Below are 22,283 nucleotides of genomic sequence, written 5' to 3'. Positions count from 1 at the left end.
ATGCTGAGGCGGCAACCGCAGAGGTCGCCGGCCACACCCCACCAACGGGGGTGGCATGTCAGTCGCAGCAGAGGAGAGACCGTGATGCCAGTGAAGAGACTGTCGAGTGTCCTGATCGGTGTGATCGCCGCAGTCGCCCTGCTCCTCGGGGTGGCCGTGGCGCCCGCCCAGGCATCGCCGAACGTCGGCAACATCGGGCTGGGTTCGTCCAACGCAGCCGGGGTGCGATGCGTACAGGCCGGCCTGAACTACGTCGGCGGCGCCGGCCTGGCTGTCGACACCATCTTCGGGCAGGCGACCAAGCGCGCGGTCGAGAACTTCCAGCGCTTCTTCGGCCTGAGCGTCGACGGCATCGTCGGCAAGGCGACCGGCACCACGCTCATCGATATGGTCAACTACAAGGCCGGCTATCCCATGTGGCCGCACGGCGGAGGTTGCTGGTCGGTCATCCCGACCTACACCTGATCGACGAGTAGGTCCGAAGCCGTTCGGGGCTGCGGGCGCGGGGTGAAGGGTGTTGAGGATCTGTTCGTGACGACAGACCTCGACACCCTTCACACACTCTGCGTGCAGATCGAACGGTCGGCAGGCGGACAGTGCCGCGACGGGCGCCCCGACCAGCTAGCTCGCCGACAGTGCGGGGGAGCTGCCCAGGTGTCGCGCCTTCGTCATTCGCGCAGGTTCTTGCCGGTGCCTGCGGTCCGGCGTTGAGGCGATGGCGTTGCCACCGGTCGGGTTGAGGGCTTGGCCTCCAACATGCCGGCGTCTCGTTGCGCCGGAGCCCGCACCACCAGGGCCAGCCCGACCAGTACGACCGCGCCGGCCGCCAGTTCCGTACCGGTGATCGGCTCGCCGAGCAGCAGCGCGGCGGCGGCCAGCCCGAAGATCGGCACCAGCAGGCTGAACGGGGCGACCCGGGCCACCGAGTAGGTGCCGATCAGCCGGTTCCAGATGCCCCAGCCGACCAGCGTGGAGAGGTACCCGACGTAGCCGACCGCCAGCACGGCGGTCCAGGACATTCCGGTGATCGCGTCGAGCACCACCCGTGGCCCGTCCACCACGCCGGCCAGGCCGAGCAGCGGCAGCGGCGGTACCAGGCTGGACCAGACCAGCAGCGACAGCGGCCGGGTCTCGCCGCTGGCCCGGACCACCACGTTCGCCAGGGCCCAACTGACCGCCGCGGCCAGGGTGAGCGCGAACCCGATCGCGGTGGCGTGCCCACCCGCGCCGACCGCCAGCAGGGCGATCCCGGCCGAGCCGGTCAGCACCCCGGCGAGCTGGGTGCCGCTGGGCCGCTCGCTGAGGAAGGCGGCGGCGAGCATCACCGAGACCAACGCCTGGGTCTGCAACACCAGCGAGGCGAGCCCGGGCGGCATCCCGGCGTCGATCGCGACGAAGAGGAGGCCGAACTTGAAGACGCCGAGGACCAGGCCGTAGCCGAGCACGTACCGGAACCGCGCGGTCGGCCGGGGGACCAGGAAGACCAGTGGCAGCGCGGCGGCGACGAACCGCAGCGCGGTCAGCACCAGCGGCGGCAGGTCGCGGAGGCCGACCTCGATGACGACGAAGTTGACTCCCCAGAGGGCGGCGACCAGGACCGCCTGCATGCGGTGCGGGAATTTCATGCCGACCACGCTGCCGGCCAGCTCGTTTAAGGTCCAGTTCAAGATTCTTAACGGGTGTTGTAGCGTGCCTACATGGATCTGGACGTCCGGCGCCTCCGGGTGCTGCACGAGGTGGCACTGCGCGGCGGGGTGACCGCTGCCGCCGCCGCCCTGCACGTCACCCCGTCGGCGGTCTCCCAGCAGCTCGCCCAGCTTGCCCGGGAGGCCGGCTATCCGCTGGTCGAACGCTCCGGCCGGGGCGTGGTGCTCACCTCCGCCGGGCAGGTGCTCGCCGGGCACGCGGAGCGGATCCTCGGCGCCGTCGAGCAGGCGGTCACCGGGCTGGCCGTCGCGCACCAGCGGGTCGCCGGCACCGTCCGGGTCGGCTCCTTCCCGTCCGCGGCCGGCGTCCTGGTCGCCCCGGCGGCCGCCCGGGCGATGGCCGCGCACTCCGATCTCGACGTCCGGGTGAGCGAGGCCGAGGACGAGCAGAGCCGGCTGGACCTGCGCTCGGCCGTGCTGGACATCGCGGTCCTGCAGGAGTACGACCACGTGCCCGGGATCGCCACCGCCGAGCTTGACCGGCACCCGATCGCGACCGACCCGATGCACCTGATCACCCCGCTCGGCTGGGGCCGGCGCACCGGGCGGCTCGCCGACCTTGCCGACGTGCCCTGGGTGGCCAGTGCCGCGCACACCCCGTGCGGCCGGTCCACCCTGCACGCCTGTCACCTGGCCGGATTCGAGCCCGACATCCGGCACCGGGCGATCGACTTCGCGCTCACCCTGGACCTGGTGGCGGCCGGGCTCGGTGCCGCGCTGGTGCCGGGGATGGCGCTGCGCAACGTACCGTCCGGGGTGCACGTCGAGCCGCTGCTCCGGCCGGTCACCGGCCGCCGGATCTTCGCGGTGACCCGTCCGAGCGGCGACGGTCCGCTCCATCCGGCCATCGCCGCCGTGCTGGACGCGCTGACCCAGGTACGCCCCCCGGCCGACCCGCCCACGCGACACGACGCCGGTCAGGGCGAGTCCGGGGCCGCTTCGACGCCGGAGCAGCGGCTCGGCGTACGCACGGGCTGATCCGTCCACCGGGCCCACGGAGCTGATCGGCGTGGAACATCCCGAGCCGACGGCGCAGGGGCGGCGGTGGCAGGCGTGGCGCGGCGGATCTCCGACGCGAGTGGCACGACACCGCGCAGCGGGTCTTCGTCGACAACGAGAACCTGGACGTGCGGCGCTGCCTCCTGCCGGGGCTCGACCTGAAGACGGAGCACTATCCCGAGGAGCTGCGGCCGATGGTCGAGCAGGCCATCCGGATCGCCCGTACCTCCTCCGACGACTACCTGCGGCACCGCGTCGAACACCAGGTCTGACCTGATCCGACGACCTCGGCCGGGCTACCCTTCGGCCCGGCGGCTCGGGGCGACGGGCCCCCGGTGCGCGGCATGTCCCGCTACCGCTGATACCACGGAGTCATCACGATGACTCCGTGGTATCACGCTCGTCCGGCATATGCCGGCCAGGGGGCCCGGCACTGTGCCGGTCACGGTCGGCGGGTGGCCTGGGCGGGGATCGACTCCGGGAGCATGGTGGCGAGTGCCGCCCAGGTGTCGGCGACCGTCGCCCAGTCCGGAACGCTCCCGTCCGGCGGACGCTCGTCCGTGCCGCCCAGGAACAGGTAGCGGTGCGCGACGGTCTCCAGATGGGCGAGTACGTCGAGCCGGTCGTCGACGAAGTGGGTGATGCCGAGGCGCTCGCAGACCGGCGCCTTGTCCCGGCGTTCCCGGACGAAGTGCAGGTTGCCGACGGAAATGCCGGTACGGTCGAAGAACCGGTGGTGGACCAGCCAGTCGCGGGTGTTCGCGGCCACCTTGGGGCCGGCCTTGGAGACCAGGTGCACCCGCCCGGCGAACGGCTCGGCGGTCAGCGCGGCGAGGGCCTCGAAGACTCCCGGCACCGCCGGGGTCAGCAACGGCTGGCCGCCGAAGAACGAGGTGTCCTCGTCGCGTCCGGCGAGCGTGACCAGCACACCTCCGACGTCGACGCCGAGCGTCGGCGGTTGGCTCCCACCCGGGCCCCGGTACGGCGCGGGTTTCTCGTGCGGTCGACGCTGTCCGACCCGTTGCCGCGCCACCTTGCCCTCCGATCCCGCCGGCTCTGAGTCCGGACGCCCGGTGCCGGCCCGCCGTCGTCCGCCCGGCCAGGCTACCGGTGCGGATCAAGCCGGTCGGGCCGCCGCCGGCAGGTCCAGGTCGAGGCGGGGCTACCGCCGGCCGAGGAACCGCTGGCCGGCGAGTTCGATCCGTTCGATCTCGGTACGGAAGAAGCCGGCGATCTCGGCGCACCGGTCGAGGTTGGTCGGGCCGCCCTCCCGGCGGGGCAGGTCCGGATAGGGGCTGCCGACCACGAAGATGTTCTCGTCGTTGTACTGGTTGGCCGGGGCCGTGTAGTTGAACGAGCCGGCGACCACCACCGCCTCGTCGATCACCATCAGCTTGTGGTGCAGCTTGCCGAAGGCCGGTGACCGGATCGGGGCGTACAGCGCGATGTTGGCCCGGTCGAGGTCGTGGGTGGCAGCCCACTTCTGCACGCCCTGCCCGGGGTCCACCGCCCCGGTCACGGTACGCCCGGCGGCGGCCAGCGCGATCATCGCGTCGTCGATCCCGGACGAGCCGGAGAAGGTGAAGATGGCGAAGTCGACCCGGGCGGTCGCCTTCAGCATCTGCTTCATGATCTCCAGTTCCGGGGTGTGGTCCGGCGCGAACAGCACCTTCACCGGCACCCCGCCGACGTTGTACGCGTTCGGCACCCGGCCGTGCTCGCCGCGCCCGAACCGCCCCTGCCGGAGCCGGGCGAACTCCTCGGCGTACTCCTGGCAGATCCGGGTGTCGTGGAAGACCACGACGTGGTTCAGGTTGCGGTGGCAGTCGGTGCCGGTGAAATTGGCCGAGCCGGAGAGCACCGCCGCCCGCCCGGCGGCCCGCTGCCGGTAGTCGCGGACCACGAACTTCTGATGGAAGATCGCCGGGTTGTAGTCGGCCTTGACGTCGACGTTGCAGCGCAGCAGCGCGGCGACGATCCGCCGGTTCGGCTCCAGGCTGCGGCTGCCGGCCTCCGGCTCCCACTGGGCCCGGCGCCGGGCGTCCGCCTCGGGCTCCCCGGCCCGGACGGTGACCCGGGGCAGTTTGGCCGTCCGCAGGTAGTCCTGCTCCAGCACCATCCGGACGCTGACGCCCCGGAACCGGGCGTCGAGGATCGCCTGGGCGATCGGCTCCGAGTCGAGTTCCTGGACGGCGATGTCGAGGCTCTCCCGGGCACCGGCGATGAAGTCGACCACCACCTGTTCGAGGTCGTCGGCCGCGCCGAGTTCCCGAGGGCCGACGTACGCCTCGATCTTCTTGCCGGCGAAGGTCGCCATGCGGCACAGGCTCGCACCCCGCGCTCGGCACCGGTGTCGCCTTGGCTACAAACCCGGCCCGGACCGGGCAGCCGTATCCGTTCGGCTGGCAGGCTGGGGGCTGTGTATCGGGAACGGATGTCCGGGCTGGCCGGTGCCGTCGTCTGGACGGTCACCCGGACCGTCGACGCCGGCCCGGGACTGGTCCTGCCGGACGGCTGTATGGACCTGATCTGGTCCAGCCGGAGCGGTCTGCTGGTGGCCGGCCCGGACACGGTCGCGCAGGTCGCCGCCGGCCCGGCCGGCGAGCGGTACGTGGGACTGCGCTTCCCGCCGGGCACCGGCCCGGCGGTCTTCGGGCTGCCGGCACACGCACTGCGGGACCAGCGGGTTCCGCTCGCCGCGCTCTGGCCGGGGCCGGAGGTGGCCGAGTTGACCGAGCGGGTGGCGTCGCACGACCGGCCCGGCCGAGTGCTGGAGTCGGTCGCGGCCGCCCGGCTCGCCGCCGACGGTGGCCCGGACCCGCTCGCCGCGCCGCTGGCCGCCGAGCTCGCCGCCGGTGGCGACGTGGCCGGCACGGCCGACGCGCTGGGGCTCGGCACCCGGCAACTGCACCGGCGCAGCCTGGCACTGTTCGGGTACGGCCCCAAGACGCTGGCCCGGATCCTGCGGATGCGCCACGCGCTGGCCCTGGCCCGGTCCGGTACGCCGACCGCCGAGGTCGCCGCCCGCACCGGGTACGCCGACCAGGCACACCTGTCCCGCGAGGTCAGGAGCCTGGCCGGCGTGCCACTGCGGCAGCTTGTCCGGTCCTAGCCGGCTGCGGGTGCGAGCGGGGCGTAGAGGTCGACGCCGTTGCCGTCCGGGTCGAGCAGCACCGCGTACCGCTGGCCCCAGGGCGCGTCCCACGGCTTGAGACGGCCCTCGTGGCCGGCGGCGGTCATCTCGGCGTACACGCTGTCCACCTCGGCCGGATCGGCGCACCGGAAGGCGAGGCTCATCTGCGACCCGGTCGGCGGCGAAAAGTCCGGCTCGATCGAGCGGACCATCTCGTGGGTATCCCACATCAGGCGCACTCCGCCGGGCAGGGTGAACTCCGCGTGCGGCTCGGCGTCGGCACCGGCCGGGATCTCCAGTCCCAGCTTCCGGTAGAAGGCGAGAGATCGGGCCATGTCGGCCACGACCAGCCCGAATGCGTCTAGTCTCGGTGTCATTCGGCCAGCGTAGGAACCGGTCGCGTCCGCGTCTTGAACGAATCGGACCTGCCGGCCCGGCGTTCCGGGTGCCGGTGCGGTCGGCGGATCATCGGCGTACGGTGTGCTTAACGGCATCCGACGTTCGGCTTACCGGCACCTAGCCGGTGGGTTGCGCGGCGTCGGCCACTTGTCGTGCGCGCGGGTCGGGCCGTCCGGGCAGGCGGCCGGACACGGCGCTCTTTTTTCGGGTACGGGGGTAGACAGAAAGGGAGGTAGCCGGGAGATGGAACATCTGGCCTACCTGGACGCGGGATCGGGCAGTCTCATCGTGCAGGCCGTGGTCGGCGGCGTCGCCGGGGTCGCGGTGGCGGCGAAACTCTACTGGCGCAGACTGACCAGCCGGTTCCGCAAGCAGCCCTCGAAGCAGGACTGAGGGCGGTCCACACCCGATGGTCGCACCACCTCCCGTCCCGGCAACGTCCAGCACCCCCGATTCCGTTCCCCGAGCCGATCCCGGCTCCTTCCGCGACCCGGCGAACCGGGTCTTCCACGCCGACGGCCGGGTCCTCCGGGGCCTCGGCCCGCAGGCAGCCGAGGACTGGCGGGCACTCGCCAGTGCGGAGTTCTTCGGCCGGCTGCTCGCCGACGGCAAGGTCTGCGGCACCGAGACCGTCGACCCGGAGACGCTGCCGGCGAGCGCTGCCGCGCAGTGGGCGGCCGTACTCCGGCACGAGCGCATCCCGTTCGTGTCGTACCCGTACGAGTGGTCCTTCGCGATGTTGCGGGACGCCGCGCTGCTGCACCTGGAGATCCTCCGTACGGCCGTACCGGCCGGCTTCACCACGAAGGACGGTTCGGCGTACAACCTCCAGTGGCGGGGCGCCGAGCCGGTCTTCATCGACATCGGTTCGTTCGAGCCGGCCCGCGACGGCGAGCCGTGGGCCGGCTACCGGCAGTTCTGCCAGACCCTGCTCTATCCGCTGCTGCTCCAGGCCCATCTGGGGCTGGACTTCCAGCCCTGGCTGCGATCCCGGATCGACGGCATCGAGGCGGGCGAGCTGCGCAAGCTCTTCGGCGGGACCCGACGGTTCCGGGCCGGCGTGCTCAAGCACGTGCACCTGCACGACGCCATCCAGTCCCGGTACGCCGCCGCCAGCACCGGCACCGTCCGGGCGGAGCTGAAGGACGCGGGCTTCTCCCGGGAGCTGGTCCTGGCCACCCTGCGCGCGCTGGCGAAGCTGGTCGGCCGGCTCGACTGGCAGCCGCCGGCCAGCCACTGGTCCGGCTACCGGGAGACCTGCACCTACTCGACCGCCGACCGGGAGGCCAAGGAGCGGTTCGTCGCCGAGGCCCTGGCCGAGCCGAACCGGTCCCGGCTGGTGCTGGACCTCGGCGCCAACGACGGCACGTACTCGCGGCTGGCCGCCGGGTACGCCGACTACGTGGTCGCGGTGGAGAGCGACCCGGCCGTGGTCGACCAGCTCTACCGCCGGCTGCGGGCCGACGGCGAGCGCCGGGTGCTGCCGCTGGTGATGGACCTGGCCGACCCGTCACCGGGCGGCGGCTGGCGCGGGGTGGAGCGGGGCTCCTTCGCCGCCCGGGCCGAGGCGGACGCGGTGCTCGCGCTGGCCGTGGTGCACCATCTCGCCATCGGGCGGAACATCCCGCTGCCGGAGGTGGTCGACTGGCTGGTCGGGCTGCTCGCGGCGGCGGAGGGCGGCGGCCGGCTGGTGGTCGAGTTCGTGCATCCGGAGGACCCGATGGCGGTCCGGCTGCTGGCGAACAAGCCGGCCGGACTCTTTCCGGACTACCGCCGGGAGGAGTTCGAACGGCTGCTCGGGCAGCGGTGCACGATCGTCCGCCGGCTCGAACTGCCGTCCGGCACCCGCACCCTCTACCTCGGGACGCCGCGTGGCTGAGCCCGGGACGTCGGGGGAGCGGCCAGCGGATCCGGCGGAGCATCCGGGAACTCTGGCGGAACAGCCGGAAACGGCGGAGCGGCCGGAAACGGTGGAACAGCCGGCGGGCCGGGTCGAACTGCGGGCCCTGGTGGAGATCGTGGCGCTCTGCGGACTGGTGATCACCCAGCCACTGCTCGACGTGACCGGAAAGAGCCCGGACTTCTTCCTGTTCCACGGCGCCGGCCGGCGGGACATCCTGTTGCTGGTGGCGGCGTACACCGTGCTGCCGCCGTTGCTGCTGTGGGGGACCGGTGCGCTGCTCGGGCTGCTGGGCCGTCGGGTCGCGGGGCCGGCCCGGGGCCGGGCGGTCCGGGCGGTACTGCACACGGTGACCCTCGGCCTGCTGCTCGCCGCGTTGGCGATCCAGGTGGGTAAGCAGCTCACCCCGGTACGCGGTGCGCCGCTGGTCGTGCTCGCGGTGGCGGTCGGTGCCGCCGGAGCGTACGCGTACCGGCGCTGGCAGGTCACCGGCCAGGTGCTCCGGGTCGCCGCGGTCGGTCCACTGGTCTTCGTGCTGCTCTTCGTCTTCGCCTCGCCCGCCTCGGCCGTGGTGCTGCCGGGGGAGCGGTCCGGGGCGGGCGCGGGGGCCAGCCGGGGCGGGGTCAGCCATCCGCCGGTGGTGATGCTGATCCTGGACGAGTTTCCGCTGACCTCCCTGCTCGACGCGTCCGGCGCGATCGACGCCCGCCGCTACCCGAACTTCGCCAGGTTGGCCGGCGAGTCGACCTGGTACCGCAACGCGACCGGGGTGAGCGGCTACACCCCGTACGCGCTGCCGGCGATGCTGACCGGCCGGTATCCGGGCGAGCAGCAGGCGCCGCACCACTCCCGCTATCCGGACAACCTGTTCACGGCGTTCGCCGGGCCGTACCAGATCCGGGCCCAGGAGAGCATCACCCAGCTCTGCCCGCCACGGGTCTGCCCGGACCGGGCCGCCGGATCCGCCCGGGGTGGCCTGCCGACGCTGCTGCGGGAGAGCGCCATCCTGCTGGAGCAGATCGTCTCGCCGTCCGAGACGGGGCAGCGCGATCCCGAGGACTCGTACCGGGAGATCACCCGGCGCGAGGCCGGGGACGCCGACGAGCCGCCGCCGCCGACGGACCCGCAGTTCCGCTGGGGCGCGCTGGACGAGAACCAGCCGGCCCGGTTCGCCGACTTCCTCGCCACCCTCCGGCCGACCGTCCGGCCGACACTGCACTTCCTGCACCTGCTGCTGCCGCACTCGCCGTGGAACTACCTGCCCTCCGGGATCCGCTACGGGTCACCGGACGGGATGCCCAACGACGGCGACGGTTGGGTCGAGCTGGCCCACCGGCGGCACCTGCTGCAACTGGAGTACACCGACCGGCTGCTCGGCGAGACGCTGCGCCGGCTGGACGAGACCGGCCTCTACGACGACGCGCTGGTGGTGCTCACCGCGGACCACGGGGTCAGCTTCACCCCGGGGGTGCAGGGGCGTGGGCTCGGCGCGGTGCAGCGGACGCCGGGCGAGGTGCTCTGGGTGCCGCTCTTCGTGAAGCGGCCGGGGCAGCGGGCCGGCGCGGTCGACGACCGGAACTGGGAGCACGTCGACCTGCTGCCGACCGTCGCCGATCTGGCCGGTGTCGAGGTGCCGTGGCGGACCGACGGCGCCTCGGCGCTGCGTACCACCCGGGCGCCCGCCGACAAGCACTACTACGACCAGCCGGGGCAGCCGCGTATGGTGCCGGCCGGCGTCTTCGCCGACGTGGTCGCCGGTCGGGCGGCCCCGGTGCTTCCGGCGCAGCCCCGACCGGACCTGATCGGTCGCTCCGTCGCCGAGCTTCCACTCGGCTCCGAGGCCGGCTCGGTGACCGTACGGAACCGGTCCGATTTCGATCAGATCGACCAGACGGGTGGCCGGCTGCCGGCACTGGTCTACGGCACCGTGCCCGACTCGGTGCCGAACGGGACGCTGCTGGCGGTGGCGGTCAACGGCCGGATCGGTGCGGTGGCTCCGGTGGTGGCGCCGGACCCGGGCGGGCAGCGGTTCGGCGCACTGGTGACGGACGAGTCGCTCTTCCTGCCGGGCCGGAACACCGTGGACGTGTTCCAGGTCACTGACACCGGCACCCTGCGCCCGCTGCGCGCCTGACCCACCCGGCCGGGGCAGGCCCGGTCTGACCTGGGGCTCGGCCCGGCCGGCGGCGGCCGTCGCCGGGTGCGCGGAGACCATTCGCGCCGTCCCGGCCGGACCCGGCCCCCATGATCGCGGCCATCGCGTGCCCGGACGCGACGTCGGCGCCGGCGCAGCGGCTAGCAGGTTTCTTCCCGACGGCAAACGTGTGACCAGCGTGATCCATCACTCACCGGTCGACCACCCGAGGTTCTCGGCTACCCTGCACGATTACCGTAAAAAGTGAAGGCAATTCAACGTAGATTCTGCCGGCGAAGCGAGGATCACATGACGGATGTCAAACTCGACCACCCGGGCGGCCAGCTGTCGATACCGGTCAAGCCCGCGGTCGACGGCCCAGCCGGCATCGCCACGGGCAACCTGTTGAAAGAGACGGGGTACGTCACCTACGACCCCGGATTCGTCAACACCGCGGCCTGCTCCTCGGGGATCACCTACATCGACGGCGACGCGGGCATCCTGCGTTACCGGGGTTACCCGATCGAGCAGTTGGCCGAGAAGTCCTCCTTCCTGGAGGTGTCGTACCTGCTGATCTACGGCGAGCTGCCCACCACGCAGCAGCTCGCCGAGTTCGACGAGTGGATCCGGCGGCACTCGCTGCTGCACGAGGAGATGCGGCGCTTCTTCGACGGTTTCCCCCGGGACGCGCACCCGATGGCCGTGCTCTCCTCCGCGGTGAGCGCCATCTCCACCTTCTACCAGGACAGCCTCGACCCGTTCGACCGGGAGCACGTGGAGATCTCCACCGTGCGGCTGATGGCCAAGGTGCCGACAATCGCGTCGTACGCGTACAAGAAGTCGATCGGGCAGGCGATGCTCTACCCGGACAACTCGCTCGGGTACGTCGAGAACTTCCTCCGGATGACCTTCGGCGTGCCGGCGGAGCCGTACGAGGTCGACCCGGTCGTGGCCCGGGTGCTCGACATGCTCCTGGTGCTGCACGCCGACCACGAGCAGAACTGCTCCACCTCCACGGTCCGGCTGGTCGGTTCGAGCCAGGCGAACCTCTTCGCCTCGGTCTCCGCCGGGGTGAACGCGCTGTTCGGCCCGCTGCACGGCGGCGCCAACCAGGCGGTGCTGGAGATGCTCGACGACATCAGGGCCAGCGGCGGTGACGTGCCAGGCTTCGTCCGGCGGGTGAAGGACAAGGAGCCGGGCGTCAAGCTGATGGGCTTCGGGCACCGGGTCTACAAGAACTACGACCCGCGGGCCGCCATCGTGAAGCAGGCCGCCCAGGACGTACTGGCCCGGATGAACAAGCCGGACCCGCTGCTGGACCTGGCGATGCAGTTGGAGGAGATCGCCCTCGCCGACGACTACTTCGTGTCCCGCCGGCTCTACCCGAACGTCGACTTCTACACCGGCCTGATCTACAAGGCGATGGGCTTCCCGACCAAGATGTTCACCGTGCTCTTCGCGCTCGGCCGGCTGCCCGGCTGGATCGCGCAGTGGCGCGAGATGATCTCGGACCCGGAGACCAAGATCGGCCGCCCCCGGCAGCTCTACACCGGCGCCGCCGAGCGGGACTACGTACCGGTCGAGAAGCGCTGATCCATCCCAGGCCGTAGGGCCCGGTCGTTCACCGGCCGTCGACGCGTACCGTGCGCGTCGGCGGCCGGTTTTGTTCCTGGGCCGCCCGGCGGCGGACGAAGTCGACCTTCCGTGTAATGGCTCTCGCATCGGGTAGTCGGCGGTGGCCACGTGCCCGACCGCGTCAAAGCGGTGCGAACCGCTGCGTAGAAGGAGCCTGTGATGACCCATATGTCACGTTCGGCGCAACCCAGTCATGATGGTGAGTTCGAATTCTGGCGTAACCACGCGCAGATCTCCCTGCAGCCGGTGGCCGCGCCATCGATCCTGGGACTCTTCGGTTACGCGGCCGCCACCTTCGTCGTCGCCACGAACCTCGCCGGCTGGTACGGCAACACCACCACCCAGACCTTCCTCTTCCCGTTCGCCGCGATGCTGGGCGGGCTCGCGCAGTTCCTCGCCGGGATGTGGGCGTACCGGGCGCGTGACGGGCTGGCCACCGCCATGCACGGCATCTGGGGCGCGTTCTGGCTCTCCTACGGGATCCTCTATCTGCTGATCGCGACCGGCGTACTGGTCCAGCCGACCCCGTTCGTGGCGCTCGGGTTCTGGTTCGCCGCGCTCGCCGCGATCACCTGGTCCGGGGCGTTCGCCGCGCTGGCCGAGAACATCGGGCTGACCCTGGTGCTGGCGAGCCTCGCCGCCGGAGCCACCTGTCTGGCCGTGGGCCAGATTGCCGACATCTCGCCCTGGCGTACCGCCGGTGCCTACATCCTGATCGCCTCCGCGGCGGTCGGCTGGTACACCGCGACGGCGATGATGCTGGAGGGCACCTTCCGGCGGGTCATCCTGCCGATCGGCAAGCTGCGCGGCCCGAACGTCCCGGGCCGGGAGCCGCGCCAGGTCATCCAGTTCATGGCGGGCGAGCCCGGCATCAAGGTCGGCCAGTAGCCGACCGGCCGGCGACGGAGCCGGCCGACGCGCTGCACGGACGGGTTCCGGACGACAGGCCGGAGCCCGTCCGCTCCCGGTGCCCACCCCGGCCGTCCGCGTGGTCCGGTGCGGCCGGTTTGGCGCCTTGCGACGGTTGTTCGGGTTCGGCCCGATAGCGTGATGGTGCGCGGCGTCCGCGACGACGGCTGGCGATGACGGCCAGGCGACGACGGCCAGGCGGCGGTGAACGGGCGGCGGTGAACGGGGGAACGATGCGGGGAGCACCGCTGGACATGCCCGACGGAACGCTGGACATGCCCGACGGCGACGGCCAACTCCTGCCACGCGCGCTCGGCCTGCTGAGCCTCGGCCTCGGTGTCGCGGCGCTCGCGGCGCCGCACCAGGTCGGCAGGCTGATCGGGATGGACGGCCCGATGCCGGCCCCGTCCGTCGTCCTGCGCGCGATGGGTGCCCGGGAACTGCTGCCGGTCCCCGGGCTGCTGTTCGCCCGCCGGCCGGCCGGCTGGGCCTGGGTCCGGGTCGCCGGGGATCTGCTGGACCTGCTGCTGCTCGCCCGGGCGCTGCCGCGCCGGCGCGGCGAACACCGCCAGCGGGTCGCCGCGACCCTGGGCGCCGTCGCCGGGATCACCGCCGTCGACATGCTGGCCGCGCTGCGGAGCGGGCGCTCCGCCGGGGCACGGCGCCGGACGTTGCGGGCCAGCGCCACCGTCACCGTCAACCGGCCGGCCGACGAGGTCTACCGGTTCTGGCGGGACTTCGAGAACCTGCCCCGGTTCATGTACCACGTGGAGTCGGTCCGCTCCGACGGGGACGGGCGGTCACACTGGACCGTCCGGGGCCCGGGCGGTCGCCGGATCGAGTGGGACGCCGAGCTGGTCGAGGACAACCTGAGCGAGATGATCACCTGGCGTTCGACGCGTGGCGCCCGGGTACCCAACGCGGGGCGGGTCCGGTTCACCCGCGCGGCCGGCGGCCGGGGCACCGAGGTCCGGGTCGACCTGGCGTACGCACCCCCGGGCGGGGCGGTGGGCCGGGCCGTCGCAGCGCTCTTCGGCGAGGAACCCGGGCAGCAGATCCGGGACGACCTGCGCCGGTTCAAGCAGGTCATCGAGACCGGGGAGGTCGTCCGGTCGGACGGCAGCCCGGCCGGGCTGGCCACCCCGCAGCAGGTACTCCAGCAGCCGGCGCGGCCCCGGGCCGGGCGCGCGTCCGGCTGAGGCGACCACGTGCAGACCGGAGGTGGTGCATGAAGGCGAACTGCTGGCAGGGCCGGGAGAGCGTCCGGGTGGCGGAGGTGCCCGAGCCGCGGATCCTGAACGCCCGGGACGCCGTCGTACGGGTCACCAGTACCGCCATCTGCGGCTCCGACCTGCACCTCTTCCACGGGTACATCCCGACGATGAAGCACGGCGACATCCTCGGCCACGAGTTCATGGGCGAGGTGGTCGAGGTCGGGCCGGAGGTCGGCAACCTGCGGATCGGCGACCGGGTGGTGGTGCCGTTCCCGATCGCCTGCGGCAACTGCCGGGCCTGTCAGACCGGGTTCTACTCGCTCTGCGAGAACTCCAACCCCAACGCCGGGCTCGCGGAGAAGCTGCTCGGGCACTCGCCGGGTGGCCTCTTCGGCTACTCGCACATGCTCGGCGGGTATGCCGGCGGCCAGGCCGAGTACGCTCGGGTGCCCTTCGCCGACGTCGGACCGCTGAAGGTCCCCGACGACCTGCCCGACGAGAAGGTGCTCTTCCTCTCCGACATCTTCCCGACCGGTTACATGGGTGCCGAGATGTGCGGGCTCACCGGTGGCGAGGTCGTCGCGGTCTGGGGCGCCGGTGCAGTGGGCCTGCTGGCGATGCGCAGCGCGTATCTGCTCGGCGCCGAGCGGGTGATCGCGATCGACCGGTATCCGTACCGGCTGCGGATGGCGCAGGAGCGGGCCGGCGCGGAGCCGTTGAACTACGACGAGGTCGACGTGGTCGAGGCGCTGCGCGAGATGACCGGCGGCCGGGGCCCGGACGCCTGCATCGACGCGGTCGGCATGGAGGGGCACCACTCGTCGGCGGTGCTGTCCGGGTACGACCGGGTCAAGCAGTCGGCCCGGCTGGAGACCGACCGGCCGCACGCGCTGCGCCAGGCGATCGTGAGCTGTCGCAACGGCGGTACGGTCTCGGTGATCGGGGCGTACGCGGGCTTCGTCGACAAGTTCCCGATCGGTTCGCTGATGAACAGGTCGCTGACGCTGCGCAGCGGGCAGTGCCACGTGCAGCGCTACACCCGGATGCTGCTGGACCGGATCCGCCGTGGCGAGGTCGATCCGAGCTTCGTCATCACCCACCGGCTGCGGCTGGAGGACGCGCCGATCGGCTTCGAGATGTTTCGGCAGAAGGCGGATGAGTGCGTCAAGGTCGTACTCAAGACCTGAGCCGCGGCGCCGTCCTGGCACGTTCGACCCCACCCGCAGCGGGTACGCCCCGGGTCCAGCCCCGGATTGGCCACCGGGGCGCGACGGACCGTGCGGAGGCGTGATGGACGGCGTCGGCAGGCAGTGGACGGCGGCGGTGCCGGTCACGCCGCGCCGCCAGTGGCTGCGGATCTTCCTGGTCGGCCTGGCGCTCTGGATCGCCACGGTGGTGGTCATCTTCCTCACCGGGAACCCGACCCTGCTGCCCACCCTGGTGCTGCTCGGCAGCTTCCTGGTGCCGGTGACCTTCGTGGCCTGGGCGTTCCAGCGCCGGGACACCGGCGAGGTCACCGTCAGCGGAGTCTTCGGCACCTTCCTCGCCGGTGGCGTACTCGGGATCCTCGCCTCGGCCGTGCTGGAGTCGTACCTGTTGCGCCCGTCGGTGCTGCTCTTCCTGGGGGTCGGGCTGATCGAGGAGGCCGCCAAGCTGGCCGCGCTGGCGCTGCTGACCCGGCGGTTGAGAGCCAAGACCATCCGGGACGGGATGATCCTCGGTGCCGCGGTCGGCTTCGGCTTCTCCGCGCTGGAGTCCGCCGGGTACGCCTTCATCGCGCTCTTCACCGTGCAGGGCCTGTCGGTGGTGCAGGTGGTGCAGACCGAGATCCTGCGCGGCCTGGTGGCGCCGGTCGGGCACGGGTTGTGGACCGCCATTCTCGGCGGTGTGCTCTTCGCGCCGAGCGGCCGGGACCACTTCGTGGTCGGTCTGCGGCTGCTCTTCGCCTATCTGGGTGTGGCGATCCTGCACGCGCTCTGGGACGCGATGCACACGATCGCGTTCTACCTGACCCTGTTCTTCACCGACGCGCGCGGCCAGCTCACCCTGGACGGTTCGCTGGGCCAGCCGACCCCGGTCCAGGCGGTGTTGATGCCGGCGCTGGAAGGGCTTGGGCTGGCGCTCGTCGCCGTGATCGGGGTCGTCTGGCTGGTGGTGCTGTGGCGGTCCGCCCGGCACGGACCGGGGCGACCGACGAGCGGCTGGCGGGTGCCGACCGGCTCGGGCAGGGCACCGGCACTGCGCCCCTGAGCCGCGCCGGACCCCGGCGCCCCGGCCGTGACCGCCGACGGCGCGGCGCGAGCTGGTCGGCCGAGGCGAGTCGCAGCACGCCCCAGGCGGCCAGGCCGGCACCGACCACCGCGGCCAGGCCGCCCCAGTAGCCGCCCGCGGTCCGTTCCCCGAGCAGCAGCACGGCGATGGCGGCCGAGGCGACCGGGTTGGCCAGCGTGACGGTGGCCAGCGGTGCGCCCAGCCCGGCGCCCCGGTAGGCGACCTGGGACAGCAGCAGCCCGGCCGCGGCCATCCCGGCCACCGCCACCGCCAGGCCGGCGGTGGAGAACACCGCGCCGCCGTCGGTGACGAGTCCGGAGACGAGTTGGGTGAGCGCGGAGGCCACCGCGAAGGCGATCCCTGCCGCGGTGGCGGTGAGCAGGCTGCGCGGCAGCGCCGACCGGCTCGCCCGGCCGGCCAGTACCAGCGCGGCCACCAGGGCGGTCGCCACCCCGGCCAGCGCCCAGCCCTGCCCGGGCAGGAGGTCGTGCTCGCCCGCCCCGGGCAGCGTCAGCGCGAGCAGCAGCACCAGGCCGGCCACCGTGGCGGCGGCCCCGGACCACTGCCGGGCCGACGCCCGGCGACCGATGGCGGCCGCCGCGATCGGCAGCGCGAGCACCAGGGTGAGTACGCCCAGCGGCTGCACCACCGAGAGCGGCCCGTACGCCAGCGCGGCGACATGCAGGGCGGCGCCCGCGCCGTTGCCCGCCACCGACAGCCACCAGCCGGACCGGCGCAGGACGGTGCCGAGATAGCCCCGCCCTGCGTCCCCCGTCGGTCCGGCCTGGGCGGCGAGCCGCTCCTGTAGCACCGCCGCGCCCGCGTACGCCGCTGCCGAAGCCACCGACAGGACGATCGCCAGCACCAGTGCGATCACGGCCGGCCCCCGGGACCATGAATCGTCATGACCTCATGATCCTCCGTGACCGCTCTCCTGGCGTCCCCCCGTGGTGGGCATCACCCGTACGCCGCTGGGCGTAGAAGGGCTCCGCCCGGTTCACCCGGGAGGGGGAGATCCTCCTCCACGCGAGCGGTGCCGCTCCGGTGAGGAGGACGGTCCGGACAGCCGGGGCGGCGGCGTCGCCTAAGCTGTCAGCCGGACCGGATCTCAAGCGGCCGGCTGGCGGGATCGCCGGGGCGGACCAGCGGGAGGGGAGCGGATGCACCGTACGGCGGTGAGGCTGTTCGTGCTGGCGGCGGTCGCCGAGGCGATCTCCTGGCTGGCCCTGTTGGTCGGGATGGCGGTCAAGTACGGCCCGCCCGGCAACGAGATCGGCGTGCAGATCTTCGGCCCGGTGCACGGTGGACTCTTCCTCGCGTACGTCGGGCTGGTCCTGCTGGTGGCCCGGCTCGGCCGGTGGCGCTGGCTGACCGTCGGCGTCGCGCTGGTCTGCGCGGTACCGCCGTTCGCCACCCTCGGCTTCGAGCGGTGGGCCCGCCGCCGTGGCCTGTTGACCGTCCCCTCCGCCGGCCCGGTCACCGGTGCGGGGGAGCCGGCCGGAGCCGACCGGCCGCTGGAGGACGCGGCCCGACCCTGACCGGTCCGGGGTGCTGCCCTAGCGTCCCAGCGCGAGCCAGGCGACGAACGCGCCGATCAGCAGCAGACCGATCGCGGCCTGGAGCAGCAGCGCCGGCCCGAGGTGTGACCAGATGGTCGGGGTACGCGGCGTGAGTAGTTGTCCGGTGGTGAGGTTGACGATCCGCTCCACCCGAGGTGCGAGCCCGGCATCCTGCTGTGAGCGTACGGTCACCTGGACGTGGTCCGCCGGCTCCAGCGCGCTCTGCGGCAGGTGTCCGTGGATCTCCATCTCGCAGAGCACACCGCTGCCGTCCCGCAGCCTCAGCGGGGTCACCAGGAACTCCGGCCCCTTGCGCAGTTCCTTCCACTTCCGTCTGGCGCCCGCACCGGCACCGGCCCGGAGCACCGAGGCGAGCAGCAGCAGCGCCACCCGGACCACCGCCGCCGTGCCGAGTACGGCGACCAGGACAGGCTGCCCGACCCGGATCTCCCGGGAGTAACCCTCCATCAGCCGTACGACGTGACCGGTGATGACCGGTCCGGGACGCCAGGCGACCCGTTCGGGAAACAGTTCACCGTCCATGCGTTCACCACCGAGAGTCCGCTCCCGAGTACAAATGGTATCGATCATGGCGAATGAACCCGCAATGAGTGAATCAGTTTCACGTAATGTGACGATCCGCTCACTCGTGGCTGCTGGGGGCGGTACCGGACGGCCGGTGGTTCCCGGCGGGGCGCTCAGGTGACAAGCCGACCGGCGTGGGTAACCCCGGCACGACCTTGGAGAGGGGACGACCCATGCAGCTGTCCTTCCTGCGTCCGATCTGTGCCCATCCCGGCCCGTGGACGTCGGTCTACCTGGACGCCTCCCGGGACACCCACGACGCCCATCCGGCGCTCGACCTACGCTGGCGGGCCCTCCAGGAACGGCTCGCGGAGCAGCGGACCGACCCGCGCGACGTGGCGGCCCTCGACGCCGTGATCCGGGGGCACGACCCGACGCCCGGCGACTACGGACTCGCCGCGTTCGCCACCGGCGGCGAGGTGGTGCTCACCGAGTACCTCACCGCACCGCCGCGCAAGGACATCGCCGCACACGGGCCGGTCGCGCACACCATGCCGCTGGTCGCCCAGCGCCGCGAGCAGGTGCCCTGGGTCCGGGTCCTGGCCAGCCGCACCGGCGCGGACGTGGCCGCGGTGAGCGCCGGCGGGGTACCCCGGCACGCGCACGTCAAGGGCGGCAACCAGTTTCCGCTCCGCCGGGTCCAGCGGGGCGGCTGGAACCATTCGCACTACCAGCGGGACGCGATCACGTCCTGGCGGCGCAACGCCGAGGACGCCGCCTCGGCCACCGCCGCGCTGGCCGAGCGGGTCGGCGCCGAGGTGATCGTGGTCGCCGGGGACACCCGGGCCCGGCAACTGCTCGCCGCACAGCTTCCGGAGTTCTGGCAGGACCGGGTGGTGCAGACCGACGCCGGCTTCCCGGCCGCCGGCGCCGACCAGACCGCCCTGGACGACGTCACCGTGCAGGCCATCGCCGAGGTCGCCGCCGCGCACACCAACGTGGCGATGGACAAGTTCGGCATGCAGCGCGACGTCGGCGCCGGCCTGGACGCCGTGGTGACCGCCCTGCAACGCAGCCAGGTGGACACGATGCTGATCGTGGACGACCCCTCCTCGACGGAGGAACTCTGGATCGGCCCGGAGCCGACCGAGATCGCCACCGGTCCGGACGAACTCCGGGCGATGTCCGTCGCGCAGCCGCTGCGGGTACGCGCCGACGCGGCCCTGGTCCGCGCGCTGGTCGGCACCGACGCCGGAGTCACGGTGCTCGGCCCCGAGCAGGCGCCCGACCTCACCGACGGGGTAGGCGCGGTCCTCCGCTACGTCGACGCCAGCACCCCGGCGGGTCGCAATGGCTGACCCGGGGCGGTCGACGGTGCGGACGAGTACGGCGACGGCGGACCGGACCATCGCCGACCTGCTGGTCGAACGGCTGCGGGCCTGGCGGGTGCCCCGGGTGTTCGGGCAACCCGGTGAGGGGGTGGCGCTGATCGTCGAGGCGCTGCGCCGGGCCGGCGGCGATCCGGGCTTCGTACCGTCCCGGCAGCCGGAGGCGGCCGGATTCATGGCGGCCGGGCACGCCAAGTACACCGGCACGGTCGGAGTGTGCCTGGCCACCCAGGGACCGGGCGCGCTGCACCTGCTCGGCGGCCTCTACGACGCCAAGCTGGACAGCAAGCCGCTGGTCGCGATCATCGGGCAGCAGACGTACAGCGCGCTGGGCAGCGCGTACCAGGAGATCGAGCTGCCCCGGCTGTTCAGCGACGTCTGCGCCCAGTTCCTGCGTACCGCCGCGGTGCCGGAACAGGTGCCCTACCTGGTCGACCAGGCGATCCGTACCGCCGTCTCGACCCGGAGCCCGACCTGCCTGGTGGTGCCGCACGACCTGCTCGGACAGGCCGTACCCGACGGGTTGCCGCACCCCGACGGCGGTGGCGTGCTCGCCTCGGCGCCCGGCCTGCCGCCGGCCCGGGTGGTGCCGCACGACGAGGACCTGAACGCCGCCGCCCAACTGCTCGGCGCGGGGCGGCGGGTCGCGATCCTGGTCGGCCAGGGCGGCTACGGTGCCGCCGACGAGATCGTCGAGCTGGCCGACCGGCTCGACGCCGGAGTGGCGACCTCGCTGCTGGGCAAGCCGGTGCTGGACGAGCGGCTGCCCTACCACACGGGCGTGCTGGGCCAGGTCGGCACGGCGGCCAGCGCGCAGCTGATGGCCGGCTGCGACACCCTGCTGATGATCGGCACCAACGACCCGTGGACCGGCTACTACCCGGTGCCGGGGCAGGCCACGGCGGTGCAGATCGACATCGACGGCAGCCGGCTGGCCAGCCGGTATCCGATCGACATCCCGCTGATCGGCGACGCCCGGGAGACGCTGCGGGCGCTGCTGTCCCGGGTGCCGCAGCGGCGCAACCGGGACTGGCGCGACATGATCGAGGGAGCCGTCGACCGGGCCCGGACCGAGTGCGACGCCCGGGCCGAGGAGCCGACCGCGCGGGTGAACCCCCGCCTGGTGCTCCGGGAACTCTCGCCGCGACTGCCGGCCGACGCCTCGGTCGCGGTCGACGTCGGGTCGGTGACCTACTGGTACGCCCGGCACCTGCAACTTCCGCTCGGAGTACGGGCACACCTCTGCGGCACGCTGGCCTCGGTCGGTTCGGCGGTGCCGTACGCCGTCGCGGCCAAGTTCGCCCGGCCGGACCGGCCGGTCTTCGTGCTGCTCGGCGACGGCGCGATGCAGTCCGGCGGACTGGCCGAGCTGATCACCGTGGCCCAGCACTGGCCGGAGTGGCCGGATCCCCGGCTGGTGGTGCTGGTGCTCAACAACGAGGACCGGGCCGGCCGGGGCGGCGAGCCGGAGCGGGGGCCGGACACCGGGGAGGTCCAGGCCCCTTGGCCGGACCTGGACCGGCCGGCGGCGCCCGGGATGCCGTCACCCGAGGCGGTACGCGCCGGGGACATCCCGTACGCCGGCTGGGCCCGGCTGCTCGGGTTGCACGGCATCGGGGTCTACCGGCCGGACCAGATCGGGCCGGCCTGGGAGGAGGCGATCGCCGCCGACCGGCCCACCCTGATCGAGGCGGTGGTCGACCCGTCGATCCCGCTGGACGCACCGGAACAGCCCTTCGCCGACCTCCGTGGCCTGACGGCCGGCGGGGTCGAGGAGGGGGCCGGCACGGCGGTCCGGAGCCGCGCCCAGACCCTCGCCGAACGCGCCGCCAACGGCGCCGACCTGGTCTGACACCCGCCCAACGGCCGGGCACCTTGGTCAGAAGCGCGGACAGATGCCTCTGCTGAGGGGCCGGCTGCGTGTGCGGCCGGCCCCTCAGGCTGGTCTCCGGGGGTCGTCAGGTGGTGCAGAGCACGATGTCGACGGTCAGGGTGCCGGTCGTCGGTACCTTGAACACGGCGGGCTCCGGCTGTCGGTTGCGGGCCGCAGCGGCGTTCTGCCCCGCTGACGTGGTCGGGTCGGTGGCGGAGCAAGGCACGTACGGGCCGTCGTAGGACCGCTGGTCGTCGGAGACGTTGTAGCTGAGGTGGATCGGCTGTCTGGGTAGTACCCGCAGGCCGTACTGGCCGTCGGTCATCCAGGTCATCCCGATGATGTCGCCGGTGACGTTGTTGTGCACCAGCACCCAGCCCGAGTCGAAGGGGCGGCCGTCCTGGTTGGTGAACGTTCCCCGCACCTCGGTCCCGGGCCGCATGGACATGTCGTAGTTGCTGGTGCTGCCGGCCGTGACCGTGGTGGCGGTGGCCTGGTAGCGGTTGGGTACCCCGCCCGACCACTGCCCGAATCCGTTGCGGTTGAAGAACAACGGCCAGGCGTAGGGGCCGAGGCCGGTGACCTGGTAGCGGCCGTCGGCATCGGTGACGGCCGGATCGGATGTCCCGGTGATAGTA

General features: G+C 72.6%; 21 protein-coding genes and 1 pseudogene. 15 read left to right on the top strand and 7 right to left on the bottom strand.

Annotated elements, in window-relative coordinates; all coding sequences use genetic code 11:
- Positions 1 to 84: 84 nt before the first annotated feature.
- Positions 85 to 465 (top strand): peptidoglycan-binding domain-containing protein, encoded by a 381-nt coding sequence (locus ACSMXO_RS22510; RefSeq protein ID WP_346262755.1) that lies wholly within the window; start codon positions 85 to 87, stop codon positions 463 to 465.
- Between the two features lie 203 nt (positions 466 to 668).
- Here ACSMXO_RS22510 and ACSMXO_RS22505 read toward each other — a convergent pair whose 3' ends face one another.
- Entirely contained in the window at positions 669 to 1,625 is a 957-nt protein-coding gene (locus ACSMXO_RS22505; protein ID WP_455413643.1) for an EamA family transporter, read from the bottom strand.
- Between the two features lie 72 nt (positions 1,626 to 1,697).
- On the opposite strand from ACSMXO_RS22505, the gene ACSMXO_RS22500 reads away from it, so the two are divergent.
- Positions 1,698 to 2,684 (top strand): LysR family transcriptional regulator, encoded by a 987-nt coding sequence (locus tag ACSMXO_RS22500; RefSeq protein ID WP_455413642.1) that lies wholly within the window; start codon positions 1,698 to 1,700, stop codon positions 2,682 to 2,684.
- Positions 2,685 to 2,833: 149 nt separating this feature from the next.
- Positions 2,834 to 2,977 (top strand): hypothetical protein, encoded by a 144-nt coding sequence (locus ACSMXO_RS22495; RefSeq protein ID WP_455413641.1) that lies wholly within the window; start codon positions 2,834 to 2,836, stop codon positions 2,975 to 2,977.
- Between the two features lie 170 nt (positions 2,978 to 3,147).
- Here ACSMXO_RS22495 and ACSMXO_RS22490 read toward each other — a convergent pair whose 3' ends face one another.
- Together ACSMXO_RS22490 and ACSMXO_RS22485 are read right to left on the bottom strand one after the other, a co-directional pair.
- Positions 3,148 to 3,738 carry a hypothetical protein gene (locus ACSMXO_RS22490; protein ID WP_455413640.1) on the bottom strand — a complete coding sequence of 197 codons (591 nt, stop codon included), beginning with the start codon at positions 3,736 to 3,738 and terminating at the stop codon, positions 3,148 to 3,150.
- Between the two features lie 129 nt (positions 3,739 to 3,867).
- Entirely contained in the window at positions 3,868 to 5,022 is a 1,155-nt protein-coding gene (locus tag ACSMXO_RS22485; protein WP_455413639.1) for a phospholipase D-like domain-containing protein, read from the bottom strand.
- A gap of 102 nt (positions 5,023 to 5,124) precedes the next feature.
- On the opposite strand from ACSMXO_RS22485, the gene ACSMXO_RS22480 reads away from it, so the two are divergent.
- Positions 5,125 to 5,817 (top strand): helix-turn-helix transcriptional regulator, encoded by a 693-nt coding sequence (locus ACSMXO_RS22480; RefSeq protein ID WP_346262750.1) that lies wholly within the window; start codon positions 5,125 to 5,127, stop codon positions 5,815 to 5,817.
- Here ACSMXO_RS22480 and ACSMXO_RS22475 read toward each other — a convergent pair.
- The gene (locus ACSMXO_RS22475) at positions 5,814 to 6,215 is read right to left on the bottom strand and encodes a VOC family protein (protein WP_346262749.1); all 402 of its coding nucleotides are present in this window, start codon (positions 6,213 to 6,215) and stop codon (positions 5,814 to 5,816) included. The genes ACSMXO_RS22480 and ACSMXO_RS22475 overlap by 4 nt on opposite strands.
- 265 nt (positions 6,216 to 6,480) lie before the next feature.
- Here ACSMXO_RS22475 and ACSMXO_RS22470 point away from each other — a divergent pair, with 265 nt between their 5' ends.
- The 8 genes from ACSMXO_RS22470 (at position 6,481) to ACSMXO_RS22435 (ending at position 16,279) form a co-directional block, all read left to right on the top strand.
- On the top strand, positions 6,481 to 6,630 hold the full coding sequence (locus ACSMXO_RS22470) for a hypothetical protein (RefSeq protein WP_318394075.1): 150 nt from the start codon (positions 6,481 to 6,483) through the stop codon (positions 6,628 to 6,630).
- Between the two features lie 16 nt (positions 6,631 to 6,646).
- Positions 6,647 to 8,116: a class I SAM-dependent methyltransferase gene (locus ACSMXO_RS22465; protein ID WP_455413638.1), complete on the top strand. Its 1,470-nt coding sequence runs from the start codon at positions 6,647 to 6,649 to the stop codon at positions 8,114 to 8,116.
- The gene (locus tag ACSMXO_RS22460; protein WP_455413637.1) at positions 8,109 to 10,271 is read left to right on the top strand and encodes a sulfatase-like hydrolase/transferase; all 2,163 of its coding nucleotides are present in this window, start codon (positions 8,109 to 8,111) and stop codon (positions 10,269 to 10,271) included. The genes ACSMXO_RS22465 and ACSMXO_RS22460 overlap by 8 nt, the downstream gene beginning before the upstream one ends.
- 309 nt (positions 10,272 to 10,580) lie before the next feature.
- On the top strand, positions 10,581 to 11,864 hold the full coding sequence (locus tag ACSMXO_RS22455; protein WP_107259255.1) for a citrate synthase: 1,284 nt from the start codon (positions 10,581 to 10,583) through the stop codon (positions 11,862 to 11,864).
- 201 nt (positions 11,865 to 12,065) lie between these two features.
- Positions 12,066 to 12,794, top strand: a complete 729-nt coding sequence (locus tag ACSMXO_RS22450) for an acetate uptake transporter family protein (protein WP_455413636.1) — start codon at positions 12,066 to 12,068, stop codon at positions 12,792 to 12,794.
- A gap of 275 nt (positions 12,795 to 13,069) precedes the next feature.
- Positions 13,070 to 14,014, top strand: coding sequence for an SRPBCC family protein (locus ACSMXO_RS22445; protein WP_455413635.1), 945 nt, complete (start codon positions 13,070 to 13,072; stop codon positions 14,012 to 14,014).
- A gap of 29 nt (positions 14,015 to 14,043) precedes the next feature.
- Positions 14,044 to 15,216 (top strand): zinc-dependent alcohol dehydrogenase, encoded by a 1,173-nt coding sequence (locus ACSMXO_RS22440; RefSeq protein ID WP_455413634.1) that lies wholly within the window; start codon positions 14,044 to 14,046, stop codon positions 15,214 to 15,216.
- A 103-nt stretch (positions 15,217 to 15,319) separates the two neighbouring features.
- On the top strand, positions 15,320 to 16,279 hold the full coding sequence (locus tag ACSMXO_RS22435; protein ID WP_455413633.1) for a PrsW family intramembrane metalloprotease: 960 nt from the start codon (positions 15,320 to 15,322) through the stop codon (positions 16,277 to 16,279).
- A 73-nt stretch (positions 16,280 to 16,352) separates the two neighbouring features.
- On the opposite strand, the pseudogene ACSMXO_RS22430 reads toward ACSMXO_RS22435, so the two are convergent.
- Positions 16,353 to 17,165 (bottom strand): annotated as a pseudogene (locus ACSMXO_RS22430) (DMT family transporter); the annotation flags it as partial.
- A 310-nt stretch (positions 17,166 to 17,475) separates the two neighbouring features.
- On the opposite strand from ACSMXO_RS22430, the gene ACSMXO_RS22425 reads away from it, so the two are divergent.
- Positions 17,476 to 17,838, top strand: coding sequence for a DUF3817 domain-containing protein (locus ACSMXO_RS22425; RefSeq protein ID WP_346262741.1), 363 nt, complete (start codon positions 17,476 to 17,478; stop codon positions 17,836 to 17,838).
- An 18-nt stretch (positions 17,839 to 17,856) separates the two neighbouring features.
- Here ACSMXO_RS22425 and ACSMXO_RS22420 read toward each other — a convergent pair whose 3' ends face one another.
- A complete protein-coding gene (locus ACSMXO_RS22420; RefSeq protein ID WP_455413632.1) occupies positions 17,857 to 18,402 on the bottom strand; it encodes a hypothetical protein in 546 nt (181 codons plus the stop codon).
- Between the two features lie 215 nt (positions 18,403 to 18,617).
- On the opposite strand from ACSMXO_RS22420, the gene ACSMXO_RS22415 reads away from it, so the two are divergent.
- Positions 18,618 to 19,742, top strand: coding sequence for a baeRF2 domain-containing protein (locus ACSMXO_RS22415; RefSeq protein WP_346262739.1), 1,125 nt, complete (start codon positions 18,618 to 18,620; stop codon positions 19,740 to 19,742).
- A 16-nt stretch (positions 19,743 to 19,758) separates the two neighbouring features.
- Complete coding sequence (locus ACSMXO_RS22410; protein ID WP_455413631.1) at positions 19,759 to 21,624, top strand: thiamine pyrophosphate-binding protein; 1,866 nt, start codon at positions 19,759 to 19,761, stop codon at positions 21,622 to 21,624.
- Between the two features lie 106 nt (positions 21,625 to 21,730).
- On the opposite strand, the gene ACSMXO_RS22405 is transcribed toward ACSMXO_RS22410, so the two are convergent.
- A complete protein-coding gene (locus ACSMXO_RS22405; RefSeq protein WP_455413630.1) occupies positions 21,731 to 22,198 on the bottom strand; it encodes a hypothetical protein in 468 nt (155 codons plus the stop codon).
- Positions 22,199 to 22,283 lie beyond the last annotated feature (85 nt).

It is taken from the genome of Plantactinospora sp. DSM 117369, assembly GCF_053764795.1.
The sequence above is the reverse complement of the archived record's forward strand: the minus strand, read 5'-3'. Positions and strand labels throughout refer to the sequence as shown.

Coding starts and splice junctions, on each gene's coding strand:
- ACSMXO_RS22415 (WP_346262739.1), top strand. CDS start 18,618: ATGCAGCTGTCCTTCCTGCGTCCGATCTGTGCCCATCCCGGCCCGTGG.
- ACSMXO_RS22510 (WP_346262755.1), top strand. CDS start 85: ATGCCAGTGAAGAGACTGTCGAGTGTCCTGATCGGTGTGATCGCCGCA.
- ACSMXO_RS22475 (WP_346262749.1), bottom strand. CDS start 6,215: ATGACACCGAGACTAGACGCATTCGGGCTGGTCGTGGCCGACATGGCC.
- ACSMXO_RS22455 (WP_107259255.1), top strand. CDS start 10,581: ATGACGGATGTCAAACTCGACCACCCGGGCGGCCAGCTGTCGATACCG.
- ACSMXO_RS22450 (WP_455413636.1), top strand. CDS start 12,066: ATGACCCATATGTCACGTTCGGCGCAACCCAGTCATGATGGTGAGTTC.
- ACSMXO_RS22465 (WP_455413638.1), top strand. CDS start 6,647: ATGGTCGCACCACCTCCCGTCCCGGCAACGTCCAGCACCCCCGATTCC.
- ACSMXO_RS22440 (WP_455413634.1), top strand. CDS start 14,044: ATGAAGGCGAACTGCTGGCAGGGCCGGGAGAGCGTCCGGGTGGCGGAG.
- ACSMXO_RS22445 (WP_455413635.1), top strand. CDS start 13,070: ATGCCCGACGGAACGCTGGACATGCCCGACGGCGACGGCCAACTCCTG.
- ACSMXO_RS22505 (WP_455413643.1), bottom strand. CDS start 1,625: ATGAAATTCCCGCACCGCATGCAGGCGGTCCTGGTCGCCGCCCTCTGG.
- ACSMXO_RS22435 (WP_455413633.1), top strand. CDS start 15,320: ATGGACGGCGTCGGCAGGCAGTGGACGGCGGCGGTGCCGGTCACGCCG.
- ACSMXO_RS22420 (WP_455413632.1), bottom strand. CDS start 18,402: ATGGACGGTGAACTGTTTCCCGAACGGGTCGCCTGGCGTCCCGGACCG.
- ACSMXO_RS22485 (WP_455413639.1), bottom strand. CDS start 5,022: ATGGCGACCTTCGCCGGCAAGAAGATCGAGGCGTACGTCGGCCCTCGG.
- ACSMXO_RS22470 (WP_318394075.1), top strand. CDS start 6,481: ATGGAACATCTGGCCTACCTGGACGCGGGATCGGGCAGTCTCATCGTG.
- ACSMXO_RS22500 (WP_455413642.1), top strand. CDS start 1,698: ATGGATCTGGACGTCCGGCGCCTCCGGGTGCTGCACGAGGTGGCACTG.